Here is a 20,275-nt window from a genome sequence, read left to right on the forward strand (position 1 = left end):
TTGCCAAGATAAATAAATAAATAGTTTTGGATAACAGTAAATTTAAAAGATATACCGTAACGGCAGCCTTGCCTTACACCAATGGTCCGGTGCATATTGGTCACTTAGCGGGTGTTTATTTGCCTGCCGATACTTATGTGCGTTACCTGAGGTCTAACAAAAGAGAGGTTAAATTCATTTGTGGGTCTGATGAAAATGGCGTTCCTATTACCCTAAAGGCAAAAAAGGAAGGCATTACGCCACAACAGGTAGTAGATAAGTACCATAAAATCATTGGCGATTCTTTTAAAGACTTTGGTATTTCATTTGATATTTATCACCGTACCTCATCCCTAACCCATCACCAAACGGCCGAAGATTTCTTCGAAAAGCTTTACAAAGATGGGGTGTTTACCGAGGAAGTAACAGAGCAATATTACGACGAAAAGGCGCAGACCTTCTTGGCCGATCGATACATTACGGGTACCTGCCCTAAATGTGGTAACGAAAACGCTTATGGTGACCAATGCGAAAGCTGTGGTAGTACATTGAACGCCACCGACCTGATCAATCCAAAGTCTACCCTTTCTGGCGAACCTCCGGTAATGAAAGAAACCAAAAACTGGTTTTTGCCGCTGGATAAATACGAAGAAAGATTAAGAACTTATATCGAAAGCCATAAAGAATGGCGTCCGAATGTGTATGGGCAATGCCAAAGCTGGCTAAACGCTGGGCTACAGCCAAGGGCCATGACCAGAGATTTGGATTGGGGCGTTAAAGTACCTGTAAAAGGGGCCGACGGGAAAGTGCTTTATGTTTGGTTTGATGCGCCTATCGGTTACATTTCTGCAACCAAAGAATTGGCAAACTATGCTAAGTTGGGCATTTGGAACCCTAAAGCCGAAGAGTATTACATTGATCAAAACAAGGTAGAGAACTTCGAATACGAGGCCTACTGGAAAGACAAGGATGCCAAATTGGTGCATTTCATTGGTAAAGATAATATCGTTTTCCACTGTATCATTTTCCCTGCCATGTTAATGGCGCACGGCGATTTTATTTTGGCCGATAATGTACCAGCCAACGAGTTTCTGAACTTGGAAGGACAAAAAATATCGACCTCAAAAAACTGGGCCGTTTGGTTAAACGAGTATTTAGAGGAGTTTAAGGATAAGCAGGACATTTTACGTTATGTGTTAACTGCTACAGCCCCTGAAACCAAGGACAACGATTTTACCTGGAAAGATTTTCAGGCCAGAAATAACAATGAGTTGGTGGCTATTCTAGGAAACTTTGTGAACAGAGTAACCGTACTTACCCATAAATATTTTGGAGGTATGGTGCCAACCTGTATGGAGCTTACCGATATTGATCATGCCGTGATAGAGGAACTAAAAGGCTATCCGGCAAAAATCAGTGCGTCTATTGAAAACTACCGTTTCAGAGAGGCTTTGTCTGAAGTAATGAACGTGGCCAGATTGGGCAATAAATACCTGGCAGATACCGAACCTTGGAAGCTGATCAAAACCGACGAAGATCGCGTACGCACTATCTTGAACATTGCTTTGCAAATTGCGGCCAACTTGGAAATCCTAATTGAACCGTTCTTACCATTTACCGCCGATAAGCTACAGAAAATGTTGAACTACGGCGGGCATATGTGGGAAGACGCGGGTTCTGTGAGCTTGCTGAAAAGAGGACACGAACTTAACGAACCGATTCTATTGTTCAGCAAAATAGAAGATGCCGAAGTACAGGCACAAATTGATAAGCTGAACAATAGCAAAGCACAAAACGAAGCGGCCAACGCAACGGTATCCCCAGCAAAGGATAACGTTACCTTTGAGCAATTTGGAGCCATGGATATTCGTGTGGCTACCATTATAGCTGCAGAAAAGGTAGAAAAAACCAAAAAGCTGTTGAAACTAACTTTAGATACTGGTTTAGATCAACGTACGGTAGTTTCGGGCATTGCCGAGCATTACAATCCAACCGAAATTATTGGGCAGCAAGTAAGCTTATTGGCTAACCTGGCACCAAGGGAAATTAAGGGTATTGTGTCGCAGGGCATGATCTTAATGGCCGAGGACACCAATGGTAAGTTGAGCTTTGTAAGCCCTACGCAAAGCGTAAATAACGGTGGTACCGTTCGCTAGTTAATCGTAAAAGCATTATATTGGCACGATATGGAATTAAACAATCACTTGCGAGATTTCAGTCGTTTAAGCCTATCTTTTTTTGAAAGGATAGGCTTATCGCCTAACGCGGCAGCCATCGTGAATACTTTGGTACTGTTATTGGCCGCTTTGGGCATTACTTACGGCATCTATTATGTGGTAAGGCGTATCCTGCGCCTGATTGTTATCCAAACCATCCGCAAAACAGATATTCCGTTCTTTATGTTCCTGTTGGAAAATAAAGTGCCGCACTATCTTTCCCTCATTGCACCATTGTTGGCCATTTATGTGGCTATTCCTGTGGTGTTTCACGATTATCCGCAACTCAGTAAGCTGATTTTAGGTCTATGTGATATCTACTTGGTCTTGGTGATTGTTTGGGTGCTCATGGCCTTTATCAAAACAGGTGGAGATCTGCTGAAGGAAAGACCGGGTTTTAAAGGCAAGCCCATCGATAGCTATTTACAGGTCATCCGCATTTTGCTGTATTTGGTGGGCACGGTGGTACTTTTCTCTAATTTGACGGGCAAATCACCTGTGGCATTTTTTACGGCAATGGGCGCCATCTCTGCGGTGCTGTTGTTAATGTTTAAGGATACCATCATGGGATTTGTAGCCAGCATACAGGTAACCACGAATGATATTGTGCGTATTGGCGATTGGATCACCATGCCCAAGTATGGCGCCGATGGCGATATTCTGGAAATTAACCTTACCACGGTGAAGGTGCAGAATTTTGATAAGACCATTACCACCATTCCTACCTATTCGCTCATTTCCGATTCCTTCCAAAACTGGCGGGGCATGCGACAATCGGGAGGGAGGCGCATCAAAAGAGCCATCAACATCAAGCAATCGAGTATTCGTTTTTTAAAAGACGATGAATTGCCAAAGTTTGAGCAGATCCAATTGCTTACTTCCTATATCCAGCATAGACAAAGGGATATTGATAAGCATAACCAGCGGATAAATGCAGATAAGAGCTTGTTGATCAATGGCAGGAACCTTACCAATGCGGGCCTGTTCAGAAAATACATTGATAGCTATATCTCCAGCCACTCGGGCACCAATAAACGAATGAACATTATGGTGCGGCAGTTGGCACCAACGCAACACGGACTACCCATTGAGATTTATGTGTTTGCCAATACTATTATTTGGGCTGAATACGAACATATTATGGCAGATATCTTTGACCACATTATTGCTGCGGCACCATACTTTGGCCTGCAGATTTACGAAATGGAGGGGTCGGGTGATCTTAAGCATATCGAAATACAAAATCAAAGTATTTGAGCGTTGGATAATTTTATATATTTGCGCCTACAACGGGCCCTGTAGTTCAACGGATAGAATAGAAGTTTCCTAAACTTTAGATAGCAGTTCGATTCTGCTCGGGGCTACTTAAGGAAACACCTGATAATGGTTGTTTCCTTTTTTTATGCCCATAAATATCTACGGCACATAGTTAAATACAACTTTGTTTTAGTTCGGTTTTTACCCATAAAAAACTATTGTAATTCTTTTTAGTTTGATTAAAAGGATGCTCTAAATATCTTTAGTAGCCGTTTTTACTCAGTCCGATTTCCTCTTAACGATTGCCCCGCTGTTGACTTTCCTCATTCCTATTGTAGGTTTTGGCAATAACAATACAATCGCTAAATTTTCCATAATTATTATCAGAAATAATAAAGTTCTTTTTAGCGGAACTAATCTTAGCCATCTATTTTCAGAAGATGTAAAAAACGTACTTAAATCGACACAAGCTGGAGATAAAGTAATTTTTTCAGATGCAATAGCTTTTGGCGTGCTCCTCGGTGAAATTGGGTGAGTTGAACATTTCGCGGGTCGAAATGAATAGAGAACAACTTAAATAAAAACTTTTGCAATTAAAAATATCTCCAAAAAAGACCGATTGTTCTATTTTTATTTACCTTTGTTCCAGATAAGAATATTGCTGATGAAAACTCAAAAATCCGAAAATACCAAGCAACTGATCATCGAAAAAACTTCGACTGTTTTTAACGTAAAAGGCTACGCAGGTACATCCATAAATGATGTAATGAGCGTCACCGGACTTTCAAAAGGTTGCATCTACGGTAATTTTGAGAATAAGGATGAGATTGCATTAAGCGTGTTCGACTACAATTTTGGTAAGGTAACGCAGCATATGAAAGAACGAATTTTAGCCACTGAAGATTCTATCGAAAGATTGCTGGTTTATCCCCACACGTACAAAAACTATTTCAGATATCCGTATTTACAGGCAGGCTGCCCGATTTTAAATACTGCTACGGAGGCTGATGATACGCATCCGTCACTCCAGAAACGTGTACAAAAAGCCCTGGACTTTTGGAAAACATCCATCGAAAATCAAATCAAACGCGGCATAGATAGAAATGAAATAAAAGCAGATACCGATCCGACCGAAATTGCTGTAGTGATGATTTCGATGATCGAAGGTTCATTTATGCAGGCAAAGGTTAACAACCATATGACTGAGCTTAATATAGCGATGTCTTTTTTAGAGAAAATGATCAGAAATTTGAAAGCCTAATTTTTTTGCTTACAAAAAGACCGATTGGTTTATTTTTAACAATTAAAATATTTAATCAATAAATGGAAACATTTGATATTACCGTAATAGGGTCAGGTCCCGGCGGATATGTAGCTGCTATCAGAAGCGCTCAATTAGGATATAAAACTGCAATTATTGAAAAGTATAATACTTTGGGCGGCACTTGTACCAATGTAGGTTGCATCCCTACCAAAGCGTTACTAGACAGCACCCATCATTATTCAGATGCACTTAATAGTTTCGGAGCACACGGCATAGAATATTCGGATCTCCGGCTCAATATTGAACAGCTTTTTAAGCGAAAAAGCGAAGTAGTGACCAAAAACACACAAGGTCTGGATTTCCTGATGAGAAAAAATAAGATCACGGTTTTCCACGGCTCAGGTTCTTTTGTTAATAATGAAACCTTGAAAATTGTACACGATGATCAGACTGAAACTGTAATTAATTCAGATAAGTTTATTATTGCTACAGGGTCAAAACCGTCCACAATTCCGGGCATTACTATCGACAAAAAGAGGATTATCACTTCTACCGAAGCGCTGGAACTGCAGGAAAAGCCCGAGAGCATTCTGATTATTGGTGGCGGCGTAATCGGTGTGGAAATGGCTTCCATATTCAACAGGATCGGAACCAAAGTGACTATCTTAGAATATGCTGATAATCTTATTGCTACAATGGATACTGAATTAGGAAAAGCTTTAACGAAGATATTAAGCAAAGAAGGCGTGGAAATCAAACTTCAGCAAGTCGTTTACAAAGCTGAAAATCTTGGCAATACAGCTAAGGTTTATTTCAAAAATAAAAAAGGAGAAGAACAAGATCTAACCGCTGATTATATTCTGGTGGCTGTAGGCAGAAAACCTTATGTAACCGGTCTGGGTATAGAAAATACTAACGTGGAATTGAATAACAATGGTACGGTGAAAGTCAATGAATTGCTTCAGACAACATCTCCAAACATTTATGCGATTGGAGATGTCGTGGGTGGCGCGATGCTGGCCCACAAAGCAGAGGAAGAAGCAGTATTTGTAGTGGAAAGAATCAATGGTCAGAAACCTCATATCAATTATGACCGCATTCCCTCGGTAGTGTACACCTGGCCGGAAGTGGCTTCTGTAGGCGCCACCGAAGAACAATTAAAGAAACAGGAAGTGGAATACAATATTGGTAAATTTCCTTTCGCCGTAAATGCGAGAGCCAGAACGGGAATGGAAACCGAAGGTTTTGTAAAGGTGCTTTCCGATCCGAAGTACGGCGAACTTTTGGGAGTGCATATCATTGGCGCCCGCGCTGCGGATTTGATTGCACAGGCCGTTGTCGGACTGGAATATGAAGTGACAGCAAATGGTATGGCTACAATGAGCTATGCCCATCCAACTTACTCGGAGGTAATGAAAGAGGCTTATACAATAGCATCAGGAAAACCATCATTAAATATTTAATTGCATTACAGCTATTTTTTAGAATTATGTCAACACAAATCAGGCTCGCAAGCCCTGGAGATTATCCCAGAATTATGGAAATTTGGGAATCAGCGGTCAAAGCTACTCACGATTTTCTTGCCGAAGAAGATTTTATTTATTTTAAAGAAGTCATCCCAAAAGATTATCTGCCCAACCTCGAAGTATTTCTCCTTATTGAAAATGGGGAACCTGTCGGATTTTCGTCAGAATCAGAAGGAAATCTCGAAATGCTGTTTGTTCACAATGACTACCGTAGTAAAGGTTATGGAAAGATCTTATTTCAATTGATGGATGAGGCGAAAGGCATAAAAAAGGTCGATGTCAATGAACAAAATCACCAGGCTATCGGATTTTATGAAAAATTAGGGTTCAGAAAAACAGGAAGATCAGAAAAGGATGGCTCAGGTAAAGATTATCCGATTATTCATATGCTAAGATGAAATGGTCGTCATTATCAAAATACTATGATTATTAATAATAAAATATATAAAAATGATTGAAGGATTATATGAGACACATATTCAAGTAAGCAACTTGGAAAAAGCAGTTCAGTTCTATACTCAAATATTGGGTCTGCAGCTTGCACATTATGATGAAACCAGACCGATTGTCTTTCTTTGGATCGGAGAAAATAAAGGGGCAATGCTTGGACTTTGGGAACAACAGAGTAATCTCCAGACAAGGCATTTTGCATTCAGCTGTTCCAAAGATTTTATCTTAAAAGACGCAAATACTTTTTTAGATAAAAACGGATTAAAGGCCTATAATTTCCTTAAAAATGGCAGCAATGAACCAATGGTTTTTGCCTGGATGCCCGCACTTGCTCTTTATTTTGACGATCCAGATGGGAATCAGCTGGAGTTTATCCATATTCTGAAAGGCAAAAGTCAGCCAGAACTTGGCGTACTCAGCTATGAAGAATGGCAAAAAATAAATTCATCTCATTAGATAAATATATATGAATATGGAGTATAACTATTTGAAAATAAACGCCTTATGATAGATGGCTTGACAATACTTGTAAAAATTAGAGCAAATTGAGCCCCTGACTAAAAAAACAGCACATTCCCGTTGCTCTTTCTTTAAATATGTAAACACAAGATTAATAGATAATTTATGTCTCCATTTTGATTTCGAATGTTTAATCAGTAAATGTGGTGTCGAAAGTAATAGAGGCGACGTTAAGTTTTTAGTGCCTTAAGCTTATTTCTCTAATTTCATTAAGTATTGGTGGAAAAATGATAGTTATAGATAGCCTCTAAGTCTTCATAGAGGGTCGACTTTTCGCCTGTTTCTTCTACAAAGGCCTTACAGAAATGTAAGGCCTTTTTCTTTTCAACAGATTGCCCTTTCTTCCAAATACAAACTTCAAAAATTATTTCACTAAGAATTTGACTTTTAGTGCAGAACAAAGTCTTAGCTTAAAACCCGCTTTTATGTTGATGAAAAATACAAGCCTCATATTGTCTGCAGTTTTATTGTTAATAAGCTGTAGTAAACACAGCGACTCCAAGCCTACAAATGCCGATACTTCCATGTATTTTCCCGCAAATTCAGCGACCGCATGGGAAACAACAGCAGCTACTCAGTTGAACTGGAATACTGGCGCTATTACGGATTTGAAGACATTTCTTGCTCAAAAAAATACAAAGTCATTTATGATTCTTGTGAATGGTAGGATAGTGATAGAAGAATATTTCAACGGACATAACGCTGCTGCAGAATGGGAGTGGAATAGCGCAGGAAAAACATTGGTAGCCACTACCACTGGCATCGCACAACAAGAAGGTTTATTGAATATCAACAATAGAGTGTCAAACTATATTGGTACCGCATGGACTAACATGCCCTTGGATAAAGAGAACCTGATTACGGCAAGGCATTTGCTAACCATGACTTCGGGAATTGATGACACCAAGCAATTGGTTGTAAAACCTAACCTGACTTATGTGGCCGATGCGGGCAGTAGATGGGCATATGGTAATGTTTTCCAGAAACTAATTGATGTGGTTGCTGGAGCAAGTAATAGAAGCTTTGAAAGCTACTTTAATGACAAGCTAAAAAACAAAATTGGAATGGATGGTTATTGGAATTTTGGAACCATTTTTACCATATACCATAGTACTACAAGAAGTATGGCAAGATTTGGATTGTTGGCATTAAATAAGGGCAAGTGGAAAGGCGAACAGATCATTAATGAAGCTTTTCTGAATGAAAGTTGGAATACTTCCCAAAATATCAATCCTTCTTACGGATATTTATGGTGGCTAAACGGCAAGTCAAAGTTTATGATACCAGGGGAACAAACTGTTTATAATGGGTTTTTGGTTCCAAATGCACCGGCAGATATGTATGCCGCGATGGGGGCCAATGATCAACGGATTTATATCATCCCTAGTAAAAATATGGTGATTGTACGAATGGGTAACGCTTCCGATCCGAGCAATCCTAATTTTGCAGTATCGGGGTTTGACAATGATTTGTGGGCGAAAATAAATGCGGTGATCAAATAGCATTTCCCACTGTTAAACTTTTTGTTGGCTTTGTCTGTGTGAAAAAAATCGACAGGGAGCTAAGACTTTTTAGTAATTTGCCCTCAAAAACCAAACACAATAAAAAATGGAAAATAGAAAAGCACCAACCTTTGCCTTAAGCATTGCGGCTATCGTGATTGGTGTAGCGTTGTTTAAGCAAATCGACTTTCAAGCCTTCAAGGTTGAGAAACCAGCCTTAAGTATTATTTACCTAGCTACTTTGGTATTCATCCTTTATGTGCTGATCAAAGAGGGTAAGAAAAGGAAACAATAGATACATTATAACACCACGCCTGTGTTTAAGCCATCTTAAATCTAACCATGAGCACGATAAAAACGATTTCCTTTTACGGCTATAGTGTACTGTTAGTCTTTTTGGCAATATGGATATGGGTGATGATGTATTATGCTGGTAAAGCCCAATATGATGAAAATTACGGCTATTTCATTTACGCTATCTTAAATTCAACCGTAATAACATTACTGATCATCATTGGATGGATAAAAAAGAGAAGGGTCGTCATTAAAAATAAATTCATAGGAATTGGCTTTTTAGTGGTAGCATCCCCAATAACGATTCTATTGTTTATTTACCTATACCAATTCTTTGTCGGACAGTATTTTCAATTGTAAAATTAATGTAGGTAGTACTTTGAACATCGCTGCTAAAAATGGTTGGATAAATAGGTAGACTATCCCATTTTGTACTTAACAAACAAGGAAAACATGAAAATAACAGTCGAAATTCCCGAGTACTCCGGAGAAGGTTTTAGGCATGAATGGGAAGATGGGTTTGAAATAGAAACGAAAATAATGGACGGAGAAATCGTGATTTCGGCAAATAAAGCTGGGCTCATTTCCTTGGCCAAACAACTACTTACGTTGGCCCAAGATAGCGTTCCGGTACATCATCATTTTCATTTGGATGAATATAACGCTTTAGAAGAAGGGTCAGCCCATTTAATCATGGAGAAGATTCCCTCTTAGCCATTAAAGTATTGCTAAAATCAACAAATAGCTTAAACAGATTTTCATAAGCCGTTAGCGGCAATGTTTCTGCTTTATCATGAACATCGTGATAAGCGGCAATACCTCCCTGCGTGTAAAGGAAAAAAGCGGGAACACCCTTTTCTGTAAAGAAATAATGATCGCTATTGGCCGCCTTGCCTCTCGCATTGATGTTGGTTAACAATTGCTTTTCTTGGTTAATTTTGTTTAACAAGGCAAACTCCTGCGGATGGATAGTGGCATTTACCACCGTTGCACCCGTTTCACCAGTGCCCACCAAATCTAAATTCCATAAAAAGCGAATGTTTTGTAGCGGTATCAAAGGATGTTCGGTAAAATACTTAGAGCCTAGCAAACCAGCTTCCTCAGCAGCAAAGCAAATAAAAGCGATGCTGTATTTTGGGGGATGGACAGCATAATATTTAGCCAAATCCAACAACATGGCTACGCCGCTGGCATTGTCGTTAGCCCCAGGGAAATAGGTTTTTGAACCCATTCCGCCCAAATGATCATAATGGGCTGTAAATACCAATATCGAATCTGGTTTTACAGTTCCCTTAACTATTGCCGCTACGTTGGCTGCGGTGAAATTTGAAACCAGGTCGTTTTTAATGTCGATGTCGATTTGGGAAGGTTGAAACGTAAGCGAGTTTTGATTAACCTCTACAACAGTGTAATCGAATACCTGTTGCGAAACCGACCAAGTAAGCTTGGGCTGTAAGCTGATAACAATGTTGTTGCTTTTACTTAAATAAGTCACACTGTCTTTTCGGGTCAAACTATCACTAAAGGTAATTCCTTTACTGGCCTGATGTACAATAAAATCCTTACCAGGGATGAATGCTTTCCCGTTTAATTTCAACATCATATTGCTGGGAAAGGTGTTCACGGGAAATGAGAAGAACTGCTTGTAGTTATTTCCGCTCAGCGGAGAAAGGCCAAGCTTTTTGAACTCACGCTCAATAAAATCGGCGGCTTTTCCCATGCCGTTATTGGTGTAGCCGCGGCCCCAATATTTATTTGAGGTAAGCGTGTTGATGGTTTTTCGGGCGTAATTAATATCCTGTGCAAAGGAGTGGAGGTAGCCAAAACTAAGGATAAGGAAAAGTAAGATGCGTGACATAACAAAAAAAGCTTTGTGCCACAAGATATAAATTTGTGCGCACAAAGCATTTCGGGTCTATGGTTAAAAGGACTATCCTTTCACTAAATAGGCATTGATGATTTTGGTGATTTCTTCTTTGTTTTTGGCCGAAGTCCAGTTCTCTTTTACCGATTGCGCATTAGCGGCGAAGAATTTTTCGTAAAGTAGTTTATTATCTACTTTTGGAGCTAATTTAATGGTGCTGTTGCTGGCAAAAACGTTGTCCCAAATATCGCGGGCATCTTTCCAGAAACCTTCGTTCTTTTTCCACCATTCCTGTGCATAGCCAAATGATTTAGGATCCGTTTTTACAAATTCTTCTAAACCTTTTTCTTGAGCAATTAATTTATCTTTTGCACCAGGAGTACGCACAATTTTCTTGTTATCCTGCTCAAACATCCATCCGGTAGGGGTGATGTATACAAAGTTACGACGGTTCAATACATTGTAATCGTTACGCTCGGTATGCTCACGACGTGGAAGTGGCGAATCTGAATAGCTTAACCATTGTGATCTGCCATCAACATGTACCCAGCTACCAATTGCCTGGTAACGTGGGCTATCATCTACCTGATAAACTTTTTGGGTCCATTTGCCTTTATATTCCTCTGGTTTTAACGTTACGTTTTTCCAGGTATCTTCCTTGTCAAAAGCTAGGATTTTTGGATCTTCGTAAGTCCAATCTTCACGCCAGTGCTTAATGATCATGCTATCGCCCCTCATGACCAAAAGGTGTTGGATCACGATTTTTTTAGGTGAATCTTCAACTATGATGGCAATTTCCTTTGCCGATGAACGGTGCCTGTCGTGAAACTTGTAATCATCATCAGGAGAAAAGGTTTCTGCATAGTTAAAAGTAACTTTATAAAAGCCCGCCAATGCTTTAATGGCATTACGATCTTGCTCAAATTTGCTTTGTGCTGCAACACCCATAGCGGCACATAATAATGCGATAATTAGGTTTATTTTTTTCATTTTTTAATGGGATTGATTTTAATTTATTTGTGCTTTTGGTTGTTTGGGTTTTTTCTTCTTTCGCCCAATCCAAATGATTAGTCCGGTAATTGGTAAGCTGGCGGCAATTAAACTGGCGATAAACGCCAGGATTTTTCCGGGCAACCCTGCAATTGCTCCAATATGGATGTCGTAATTCATTCGGATAATCTTATCTGCTGTACTAGCATTATTGAATTTTCCAAAAACATGTTTTACCTCGATTTCTTTTAATGTATGCTGATCAAAGTATCGGTAATCAGCTTTCCAGTAAGTACTGGGGTCTGGATTTTTAGCAATCTCTACCGCACCTTTTGCATCCTCGGGAATGTGCACGTCGATACTACCCTTAAAAGAGGGGTCTTCTTTAAGATACTTGGCCCAAAGCTGGTCGGCCGCTGCAGCGTTTAATTGAAGTTTAGCCACATGAGCCGTCTCTGAATAGGTTTCTTCGAAAAGGTTCATGCTTTTGCCTCCCGAACTTGTCCAATAAACCGATTTGGCGAACCACTGAAAACCCATGATCATGCCGGTTAAACCTATGAATATGGCGATGAAGGTAATATAGAAGCCCAATACATTGTGTAGGTCATAATTTAACCTGCGCCATTTTGATTTCAATTTTACGGTAAAGCGTTGTTTTCTTGCTGCCTTGCTCTTTGGCCACCATAAAATTAAACCAGAGATAAGTAAAAACACAAACATCATGGTAGCGGTGGTGAGTATAGGTTGGCCAATTTGTGGAGGCAGCCATAGGTAGTAATGACCCATAATCACTATCCTAAAGAAATCCTCATCCATGTTTTTTACCTTCAGCACTTCTCCTGTATACTGATTGACAAATACGATATAGTAATAGGCAGGTGAATCGTGGTAATAAACAACTTGTGTAGTTCTTCCAGGCTGATAAGTTACACTGTGCGCTTTTTTGTTGGGCAGGGCTTTATCAGCAATGGCCTTTATTTGCGTAGGAGCTAAAAGGGGCTTACTTTGTGTTTCCGTAAATCGGTAAGGTTGAGTAACGTCCTCGATTTCTCTTTCGAAAGCCAAAATACAGCCCGTAATACCCAGAAAAATTACAAAAAGGCCTGAAATAAGGCCAAGCCATAAGTGAAGCCTGCCTATCCAGTACTTTAATGTACGTTTATTTTTGATCGGTTTTTTATAGCCCATACTTGAGATCTAAAGCTAAACCAACCTGCTTGGAAGTCGGGCTGGCTTAGGCAATGAGAAGGTTAATTAAAATTTATATGCAATACTTAACCTATAATTTCTTGGCGCTTCTGCTTGCCACGAGTAAACTCCCAAATCATAACTAGGAGCGTTCCAATAACCCGTGTAATAAGCACCTGTATATAAATATTTGTCTAAAAGGTTAAATACATTGGCATTTATTCTCAAGCTTTTGTTTTCCCAAAATAATCCGCCGTCTAGTTTAAAATAATCCGGAAGGTTTCGTTCTTCGTTCGTTCCGCTGAAAGTACCCATCGCACGACCAGCTAAATGGCTAAATCCAGCTGCAATACCAGCACCTTTTAAAGCACCATTTTGCAAGGTATAACTTAACCAAGCGTTAGAGGTATGCTTGGCAAAGCCAGGGACTACTTCTCCAACGGCAACGCTCGTAACCCCAGGAGCAACTTTGGTTACTTTTCCATCAGTGTAAGCGTAATTCGCAATTAATTTTAAGCCTGATATAATTTCACCTCGAAGGTCAAACTCAATACCCTGAGCCCTTTTTTCACCAATAACGATACTGTAGCTTTCACCAGCGGTATTTGTTGGGTCGGCAGCCAGTTCATTCTGTTTCAAAATACGGTAAACAGATACGGTAGTGTTCCATTTGCCGTCTAACCAATCTTTTTTAATTCCAGCTTCGTAATTGGTACCAGTTAATGGTAGGTTTTTTTCGCCATTGCGCAAAATGCCCGACTGTGGCAGGAATGATTGATCGTAAACGGCATAAATAGCGGTATTTTTATCAAGAGAGTAACTTAAGCCAATTCGTGGGGTAACCTTTTTCGCTGTTTCGGCGTTGGCACCATAAGCAGATTGATTAACATAGGTATATCGTCCAGCTAGAGTCAACCGTAATTTGTTGTCAAAAAAACCTAGCTCGTCTTGTAAGTAAGCACTTAGATATTTTTGGTCGATAATATTTGTTCCGGCTCTTACTTTTAAGCTAGCGCTTCTATCAAAAGCAGGATATCCGTTTGCAGGATATCCGTAATTGGGGTTGTTAACATTAAAAGGTGCACTTGGTAAATCTAAATCGTGTGATTGTCCCCAATCTGCCATGTAATCTTTTTTACCTCCATCAAATCCTACTAAAATTCTATGCATAATGCCACCGGTTTTAGCTTGTCCATTTAAGAAGAACTGGGCCAATTTCATGGTACTTTCTGCATCCCAAATAGCCACATTTCTAATAATGGTATTATTGGTATAAACAGCAGAAGGCCAAGAACTGTAGCCATTTTGCAGATATTTTGAGTACGCCACTTGTGCCGTCGCTTTCCAAGTATCGCTGAAATTGTGTTGCAAGTTTACAAATGCACTGTGGTCATTTATCCTGGTGTCGGGCACTCCTGGCTGCGTTAAAGTAAAGTTTCTAGGTAACGTGGCATAGCCATTAGGGCTAAAAACGTAAAATGAGCCTACTTCTGTCATCTTTGCGTTTTGTAATGCGTACTCAGCAGTAATTTTAGTTTTGCTACTCAATTGATAGCTCAATGATGGTGCAAAAGTATAACGGTCATTGTTTTCATAAGGTCTAAAAGAGCCCTTGGTTTGTGCCGCTGCATTTAGTCTGAATAGCAACTTGCCATCGTTGGTGATTTTATGGTCAAAATCGATGGCTGTTCTGTATAAGTCGTAGCTGCCAATAGTAAAGGAAACCTCGCCTTTGTTAATTCCTGTAGGCTTCTTAGTTACTACATTGTATAGACCACTTGGGTCGCCGTTACCAAGCATAAAACCCGCAGGTCCCTTTACAAACTCAATATGGTCTACAAAGCTCATATCTTCTGTTAATGGCCCCCAGTAAGAATTCACAAAATTGAAGCCGTTGCGCATTGCTTGCACTTGCGAGCCTCTCATCTTGATATTGGTATAAAGATCTCCCCAATGCTCAGATCTTGCTGCACCACTTACATTTCTCACTAAGCCGTCGCTCATGCTAATGATTTGTTGGTCTTTAATGACCTGCTCGCTTACGGTCTGTATGTTTTGTGCAGCTTCCAACAGCGGCTCATTCAGTCTGAGGGAGGCTGATGGCAAACTCACCTTATACTTGTTCTTTTTGCCTGCTATAGTAACTTCTTTTAAAGCCTCGTTATTTTCAGTAAGCATGAAGTTTACATATACGGTTTCTCCCGCGTTAACGGTAATTGTTTTTTCTTGTGTATTTAAGCCAACCGCACTAACTTTTAAGGTATAACTGCCTGGTTTTATCTTGTGAAGTATGTAAGCTCCGTTGTCGTCAGTTAAAGTATTTTGGGTTTTGTCTTTCAAGCCTATACTGATAAAAGAGGCGGGCTGGCCGTCAGACGTTGTTATTTTACCTTTTATGGTTCCATTTTGTTGTGCAAAGGCCATATGATTGAGCAAAATCAAAAGTATGAGCGCTAAACGGAGTCGTATTTTCATTTCTAATTGTTATTTGGATTAATTCTAAACTGATGCAAATTAACGACACCTCTCCGTGTAATCCAAAATTATTTTTAATTATTCTAAATAAACACATTTTGAGGTCAGAACTTTTTCACTTTTTTGGTGTTATTGAAAAAAACATCTTTATGGACATCAGATCTAACGAACCTTATTGGCTAGTCAATAATGGTATTCTAAACGCTTATCCCTCTTTAAGAAAAGACATTGTTTGCGATGTTTTAATTGTTGGTGCAGGTATTACAGGGGCATTAATGGCACATGCTTGCGTAGATGCTGGTTTCAAAGCCGTAGTCATAGATAAACGAGAAGTTGCCAATGGAAGTACCTCGGCAACCACTTCTATGCTGCAATATGAAATTGATATGCCCTTATATCAACTGGAAAAGCTGATAGGCGAGGTTGGGGCTGTGTCTAGCTACAAGGCTTGTCGGGATTCTATTTGGCAGCTAAAGAAAATTTCGGATGAAATCAAATCTGAGGCAGGATTTAACTCTAAAAATTCACTTTATTTTGCTGGAAGTCGAAAAGATGCGAAATGGCTAAAGCTAGAATTTGAGAAAAGGCTGAGAGCTGGGTTTGAGGTGAAATGGTTGGATAGAGTGCAAATTCAATCCGATTATGGATTGCAATCAGAAGGAGGGATCTTATCAAAAGATGGTGCTAGCGTAGATGCCTTTAGGTTAACTCATGAACTGTTATCCTTTAACCACAAAAGAGGGTTAGAAGTTTTTGATAAAACCGAGCTGAAGAAAGTTAGATATTTAAAAGATGAAGTGCTTGTAGAGACAGATACCGATTCTAAAATTAGGGCAAAGAAAATTATTTACTGCACTGGTTATGAAAGCGTAAAGCTCATCCCCGAAAAAATAGTGAACTTAAAAAGTACCTATGCTATGGTTAGTGAGCGTATGGAAGGTGCTATTTCTACCATTTACGATACGCTTTTTTGGAACACCGATAGTCCGTACCTGTATATGAGGAGCACTGCAGATCATCGGCTTTTGGTGGGTGGCGAAGATGAGAATTTTAAAAATCCGGTATTACGGGATGCTTTATTGAACAATAAAGAGAGGAAGCTTTTAAAGGCCATTAATAAGCTAATGCCCGGTGTCGATTTCATTACCGATTTTGCGTGGTGCGGTACTTTCGGTGAAACTAAGGATGGATTGCCTTACATTGGACCTCACCCCAAATTCCCAAACAGCTATTTTTGCTTGGGATTTGGAGGTAATGGAATAACGTTCTCGGTAATAGGTGCCAATATCATTGCAAGAATGCTGCAAAATGAAATAGATCCCTTGGCTTATTTCTTTAGGTTTGGAAGATGATTATTGATGTACAATAATTTGTCCGTTGAAAGCTCTTTCATTAGCGGCGGGAGTAACCTTACCACCAGCAATTACGGTATAGAAAGTGCCTTTTACAAAGGTTCTATCAACCGTGGCTTTAACGGTAGTAGTTGACGCCCCTTTAATTTCTAAAACTTTTGCACCTGGATCTACGGCGACAAACCCGCTGTATGCCTTGTAGGCTTTATTAGAAGCAAGGTTGGTGGTCGCATCTTTAATGCCTAAATCCAAAGCCGCTGCATCTGGAGATAGGTTAATGAAACGTACATAAGCTTTTTCGGCAGATGTGTTTGTAAAATCATCAGTTAAAAGCAAACCGTCAAAATTACCGCTAGTGCCTATCAAATATAAAGTTGAAAAGGCGTTAGCACTTACTGGAACACCGGTTTTGGTGTAAATAGAAGCTGTTTCGCCTGCAACAGTAAATTTAACATCATAGCTGCCGGTGTTAAGCTGTGCATATTTTATTCCACCAGCGTAAGGTAGGGCGGCACCATTTGCTTTTGAACTATTGATATAGGCATCATAAGTAGCAGAAGTAGGCGAAGTATTATAAACGCTTAAGGAGCCATAGCTGATTACAGCGGTGTCGCTCTTTCCGCAAGCGGAAATTAATGCAACAGCTGCAATTGCAAATAAAAGATATAAAGCTTTGAAAGAGAATTTTGTATGGGTTGTATTCATGTTAAAGGATTGATGACAATTTTAATTTGTCTGAAAATATTTCAAATATACAAATATTGGTTTTATCGGTTTCATATCGATGTTAAACTTTGTTAAATAAAGGATTTCTTTAGAGATAAAGTAACACTCTTCTTATTCCAATACGCAATGACGATCTGTTTCGCTACATTTAATAGCTTAAATGGTTTGAAATTCTTACTGGTTGTAAGATTAAGGAATGTTAAAGAAAATGTAAAAAAATACGAATTCTATTGCACAACTCGATTTTTATTTAAACCTTTGCGCCACAATCAATTCAATACTATTGATTTTATAAAAAAGTGAGTAAACAAATCGTCCATAAATTATCTGTTTTAGAGGCCAAAACCATGGCCCCTAACGGTTATTTTATTGAACGTTTACGACCCGTATTCCACATCACTACAAGTCGGCAACTCTTTACGCCGCGGATTTAAGTCATACCCCTAGGGAACTTAAACCCATGAGGAATTGATCCTCAATAAAAACCCAATTAACAAGAATACCATATTTTTTCGTTAAAGAATTAATGAATAATAACGATTTTATAGTGCAAGTTGCACTTCCTGAACATCGTGTTTTTGCTGAAGAAATAGTTGAAGAAATGGCCGAATCAGCAAAGGCTAGGGGGACAGGTATCGCTAAACGTTCGCCAGAATACGTAGCTGGCAAAATGCAGGAAGGAAAGGCCGTAATTGCTTTTCATAAGGATGGAACGTGGGCTGGATTTTGCTACATAGAAACTTGGAGCCACGGGCAGTTTGTGGCTAATTCAGGTTTAATCGTAAGCCCAAAATTCAGAAAAGCTGGCTTAGCAAAAGCCATCAAAGAGGAAATCTTTAGCCTGTCTAGAAAGCTATATCCCAAGGCAAAAATCTTTGGCTTAACTACCGGACTGGCCGTAATGAAAATCAATTCTGATTTGGGTTATGAGCCAGTTACCTATTCGGAACTTACCCAGGACGAAGAATTTTGGAAAGGCTGCCAAAGTTGCGTCAATTTCGAAATCCTTAAAATGAAGGAGCGCAAAAATTGCATGTGTACGGCCATGTTGTATGATCCTAAGGAGAAAAAACATGAAGCAGCGAAGGAGTTTGCGGAGGAATTGCAGAAAAAGCCAAAACTTTATGAAAGGTTTATGCGTATCAAGCAACGTTTAATCGAAAAAAATAAGGGTAATAACGATTTGAAATCGCTGTTGTTGTTTTTGGCATTTATAAATAAATAGAAAATTAATTAACCGCCTAAGACACAGTACAACTAAGTTTAGGTTTTATCAAGTGTCCCAACTGGTCAAAAAATAGAATTAAAATATATAACCTATATCAACCATCTGGCTTAGGTTTTCCTAAGTGTCTAAGTTGGTAAAATTAAATACAAGATGAAAAAGAAAGTTGTTTTAGCATTTAGCGGAGGTTTAGATACCTCATTCTGTTGCATCCATTTAACCAAAGACAGAAATTTAGAAGTACACTCCGTAGTGGTAAATACCGGAGGTTTTTCTGAAGAAGAGTTAAAGGAAATTGAAGCACGGGCTTATGCTTTAGGTGTTGCATCGCATGCTGCGGTTGACGAAACCGAAAACTATTACAACGATAGCATCAAGTATTTGATTTTTGGCAACGTATTGAAAAACGCAACTTATCCATTATCGGTAAGTGCAGAGCGTGTTTGCCAAGCTACGGCAATTGCCAATTATGTAAAGAAAATAGGTGCTGATTATGTGGCTCATGGTAGTACTGGTGCGGGGAATGATCAGGTACGTTTTGATATGATTTTCAATATCTTGATCCCTAATGTAGAAATCATTACACCAATTAGAGATTTGAAATTATCTCGCGAAGCGGAGATTGAATATCTAGCTAAACATGGAGTTGAATATACTGCAGAGAAGGCAAAATACTCGATTAACAAAGGTTTGTGGGGTACTTCGGTAGGTGGGGCAGAAACGTTGACTTCTAACCAGACCTTGCCAGAAAGCGCTTGGCCAACGCAAGTGACCGAAACCGAATCTAAAAAAGTAGAATTGACTTTTGAAAAAGGTGAATTGGTTGCTGTTGATGGTGAGAAATTGGTACCGGTAAGAGCCATCCAAAAGTTACAAGCTATTGCTGCTCCTTTCGGTGTAGGCCGTGATATCCACGTTGGAGATACCATTATCGGAATTAAAGGTCGTGTAGGTTTTGAGGCGGCAGGACCAATGGTAATCATTAAAGCTCACCATGCATTAGAGAAACACACTTTAACCAAATGGCAGTTGAGCTGGAAAGAAAACTTATCATCATTTTATGGTAACTGGCTGCACGAAGGTCAATTTCATGATCCAATTATGAGAGATATGGAAGCTTTCTTAAGCTCTACCCAAAGCACCGTTAACGGAAAAGTGTTTGTAGAGTTGTTGCCTTATCGTTTCCACGTTATTGGTATTGAAAGTGATAACGATTTAATGAGTAACAAGTTTGGTAGCTATGGCGAGATGAACAATGCTTGGAGTGGCGAAGATGTAAAAGGATTTTCTAAAATCTTCGGTAACCAAGTAATGATTTGGCATAAAGTAAACGCTGAAAAGTAGAAAAGAGTCAGGGAGACAGAAAAGTCTGAAAGATCTTCTATCGTTTGTCGTCATTGCGAGGAGGAACGAAGCAATTATATTAAAATTGTCATCCTGAGCTT

Annotated in this window: 18 protein-coding genes and 1 tRNA gene; 14 read left to right on the forward strand and 5 right to left on the reverse strand. The window is 39.4% G+C overall.

Going from position 1 to position 20,275, the window contains the following annotated elements; genetic code table 11:
• Nucleotides 1–26 precede the first annotated feature (26 nt).
• From metG to ABDV71_RS02910, 11 genes are all read left to right on the forward strand, one after another.
• On the forward strand, nt 27–2,135 hold the full coding sequence (metG, locus tag ABDV71_RS02860; RefSeq protein WP_343530915.1) for a methionine--tRNA ligase: 2,109 nt from the start codon (nt 27–29) through the stop codon (nt 2,133–2,135).
• A 30-nt stretch (nt 2,136–2,165) separates the two neighbouring features.
• The gene (locus tag ABDV71_RS02865; RefSeq protein ID WP_343530916.1) at nt 2,166–3,452 is read left to right on the forward strand and encodes a mechanosensitive ion channel domain-containing protein; all 1,287 of its coding nucleotides are present in this window, start codon (nt 2,166–2,168) and stop codon (nt 3,450–3,452) included.
• A gap of 35 nt (nt 3,453–3,487) precedes the next feature.
• Nucleotides 3,488–3,559 (forward strand) — tRNA-Arg (locus ABDV71_RS02870).
• Between the two features lie 557 nt (nt 3,560–4,116).
• Nucleotides 4,117–4,713, forward strand: coding sequence for a TetR/AcrR family transcriptional regulator (locus tag ABDV71_RS02875; protein ID WP_343530917.1), 597 nt, complete (start codon nt 4,117–4,119; stop codon nt 4,711–4,713).
• A 62-nt stretch (nt 4,714–4,775) separates the two neighbouring features.
• Nucleotides 4,776–6,179 (forward strand): dihydrolipoyl dehydrogenase, encoded by a 1,404-nt coding sequence (gene lpdA / locus ABDV71_RS02880; protein ID WP_343530918.1) that lies wholly within the window; start codon nt 4,776–4,778, stop codon nt 6,177–6,179.
• A gap of 26 nt (nt 6,180–6,205) precedes the next feature.
• The gene (locus ABDV71_RS02885) at nt 6,206–6,640 is read left to right on the forward strand and encodes a GNAT family N-acetyltransferase (RefSeq protein WP_343530919.1); all 435 of its coding nucleotides are present in this window, start codon (nt 6,206–6,208) and stop codon (nt 6,638–6,640) included.
• Between the two features lie 52 nt (nt 6,641–6,692).
• Nucleotides 6,693–7,148 carry a VOC family protein gene (locus tag ABDV71_RS02890; protein ID WP_343530920.1) on the forward strand — a complete coding sequence of 152 codons (456 nt, stop codon included), beginning with the start codon at nt 6,693–6,695 and terminating at the stop codon, nt 7,146–7,148.
• Nucleotides 7,149–7,642: 494 nt separating this feature from the next.
• Nucleotides 7,643–8,713, forward strand: coding sequence for a serine hydrolase (locus tag ABDV71_RS02895; protein ID WP_343530921.1), 1,071 nt, complete (start codon nt 7,643–7,645; stop codon nt 8,711–8,713).
• A 106-nt stretch (nt 8,714–8,819) separates the two neighbouring features.
• A complete protein-coding gene (locus ABDV71_RS02900; protein ID WP_343530922.1) occupies nt 8,820–9,008 on the forward strand; it encodes a hypothetical protein in 189 nt (62 codons plus the stop codon).
• A 47-nt stretch (nt 9,009–9,055) separates the two neighbouring features.
• Entirely contained in the window at nt 9,056–9,367 is a 312-nt protein-coding gene (locus tag ABDV71_RS02905; protein ID WP_343530923.1) for a hypothetical protein, read from the forward strand.
• Nucleotides 9,368–9,460: 93 nt separating this feature from the next.
• Complete coding sequence (locus ABDV71_RS02910) at nt 9,461–9,721, forward strand: hypothetical protein (protein ID WP_343530924.1); 261 nt, start codon at nt 9,461–9,463, stop codon at nt 9,719–9,721.
• On the opposite strand, the gene ABDV71_RS02915 is transcribed toward ABDV71_RS02910, so the two are convergent.
• From ABDV71_RS02915 to ABDV71_RS02930, 4 genes are all read right to left on the reverse strand, one after another.
• Entirely contained in the window at nt 9,699–10,865 is a 1,167-nt protein-coding gene (locus tag ABDV71_RS02915; RefSeq protein WP_343530925.1) for a M20/M25/M40 family metallo-hydrolase, read from the reverse strand. The genes ABDV71_RS02910 and ABDV71_RS02915 overlap by 23 nt on opposite strands.
• A 72-nt stretch (nt 10,866–10,937) precedes the next feature.
• Nucleotides 10,938–11,861 carry a DUF6607 family protein gene (locus ABDV71_RS02920; protein WP_343530926.1) on the reverse strand — a complete coding sequence of 308 codons (924 nt, stop codon included), beginning with the start codon at nt 11,859–11,861 and terminating at the stop codon, nt 10,938–10,940.
• Between the two features lie 18 nt (nt 11,862–11,879).
• Nucleotides 11,880–13,052: a PepSY-associated TM helix domain-containing protein gene (locus ABDV71_RS02925; RefSeq protein WP_343530927.1), complete on the reverse strand. Its 1,173-nt coding sequence runs from the start codon at nt 13,050–13,052 to the stop codon at nt 11,880–11,882.
• Nucleotides 13,053–13,118: 66 nt separating this feature from the next.
• Nucleotides 13,119–15,527 carry a TonB-dependent receptor gene (locus ABDV71_RS02930; protein WP_343530928.1) on the reverse strand — a complete coding sequence of 803 codons (2,409 nt, stop codon included), beginning with the start codon at nt 15,525–15,527 and terminating at the stop codon, nt 13,119–13,121.
• Between the two features lie 149 nt (nt 15,528–15,676).
• Here ABDV71_RS02930 and ABDV71_RS02935 point away from each other — a divergent pair, with 149 nt between their 5' ends.
• Complete coding sequence (locus tag ABDV71_RS02935; protein ID WP_343530929.1) at nt 15,677–16,879, forward strand: FAD-binding oxidoreductase; 1,203 nt, start codon at nt 15,677–15,679, stop codon at nt 16,877–16,879.
• Here the strand turns inward: ABDV71_RS02935 and ABDV71_RS02940 are convergent, their stop codons facing one another.
• Complete coding sequence (locus tag ABDV71_RS02940; RefSeq protein WP_343530930.1) at nt 16,880–17,584, reverse strand: DUF4397 domain-containing protein; 705 nt, start codon at nt 17,582–17,584, stop codon at nt 16,880–16,882.
• A gap of 547 nt (nt 17,585–18,131) precedes the next feature.
• On the opposite strand from ABDV71_RS02940, the gene ABDV71_RS02945 reads away from it, so the two are divergent.
• Entirely contained in the window at nt 18,132–18,830 is a 699-nt protein-coding gene (locus ABDV71_RS02945) for a GNAT family N-acetyltransferase (RefSeq protein WP_343530931.1), read from the forward strand.
• A 153-nt stretch (nt 18,831–18,983) separates the two neighbouring features.
• Entirely contained in the window at nt 18,984–20,174 is a 1,191-nt protein-coding gene (argG, locus tag ABDV71_RS02950; RefSeq protein ID WP_343530932.1) for an argininosuccinate synthase, read from the forward strand.
• The last annotated feature ends 101 nt before the right edge of the window (nt 20,175–20,275 follow it).

It is taken from the genome of Pedobacter sp., assembly GCF_039594775.1.
Taxonomy (GTDB): Bacteria; Bacteroidota; Bacteroidia; order Sphingobacteriales; family Sphingobacteriaceae; genus Pedobacter.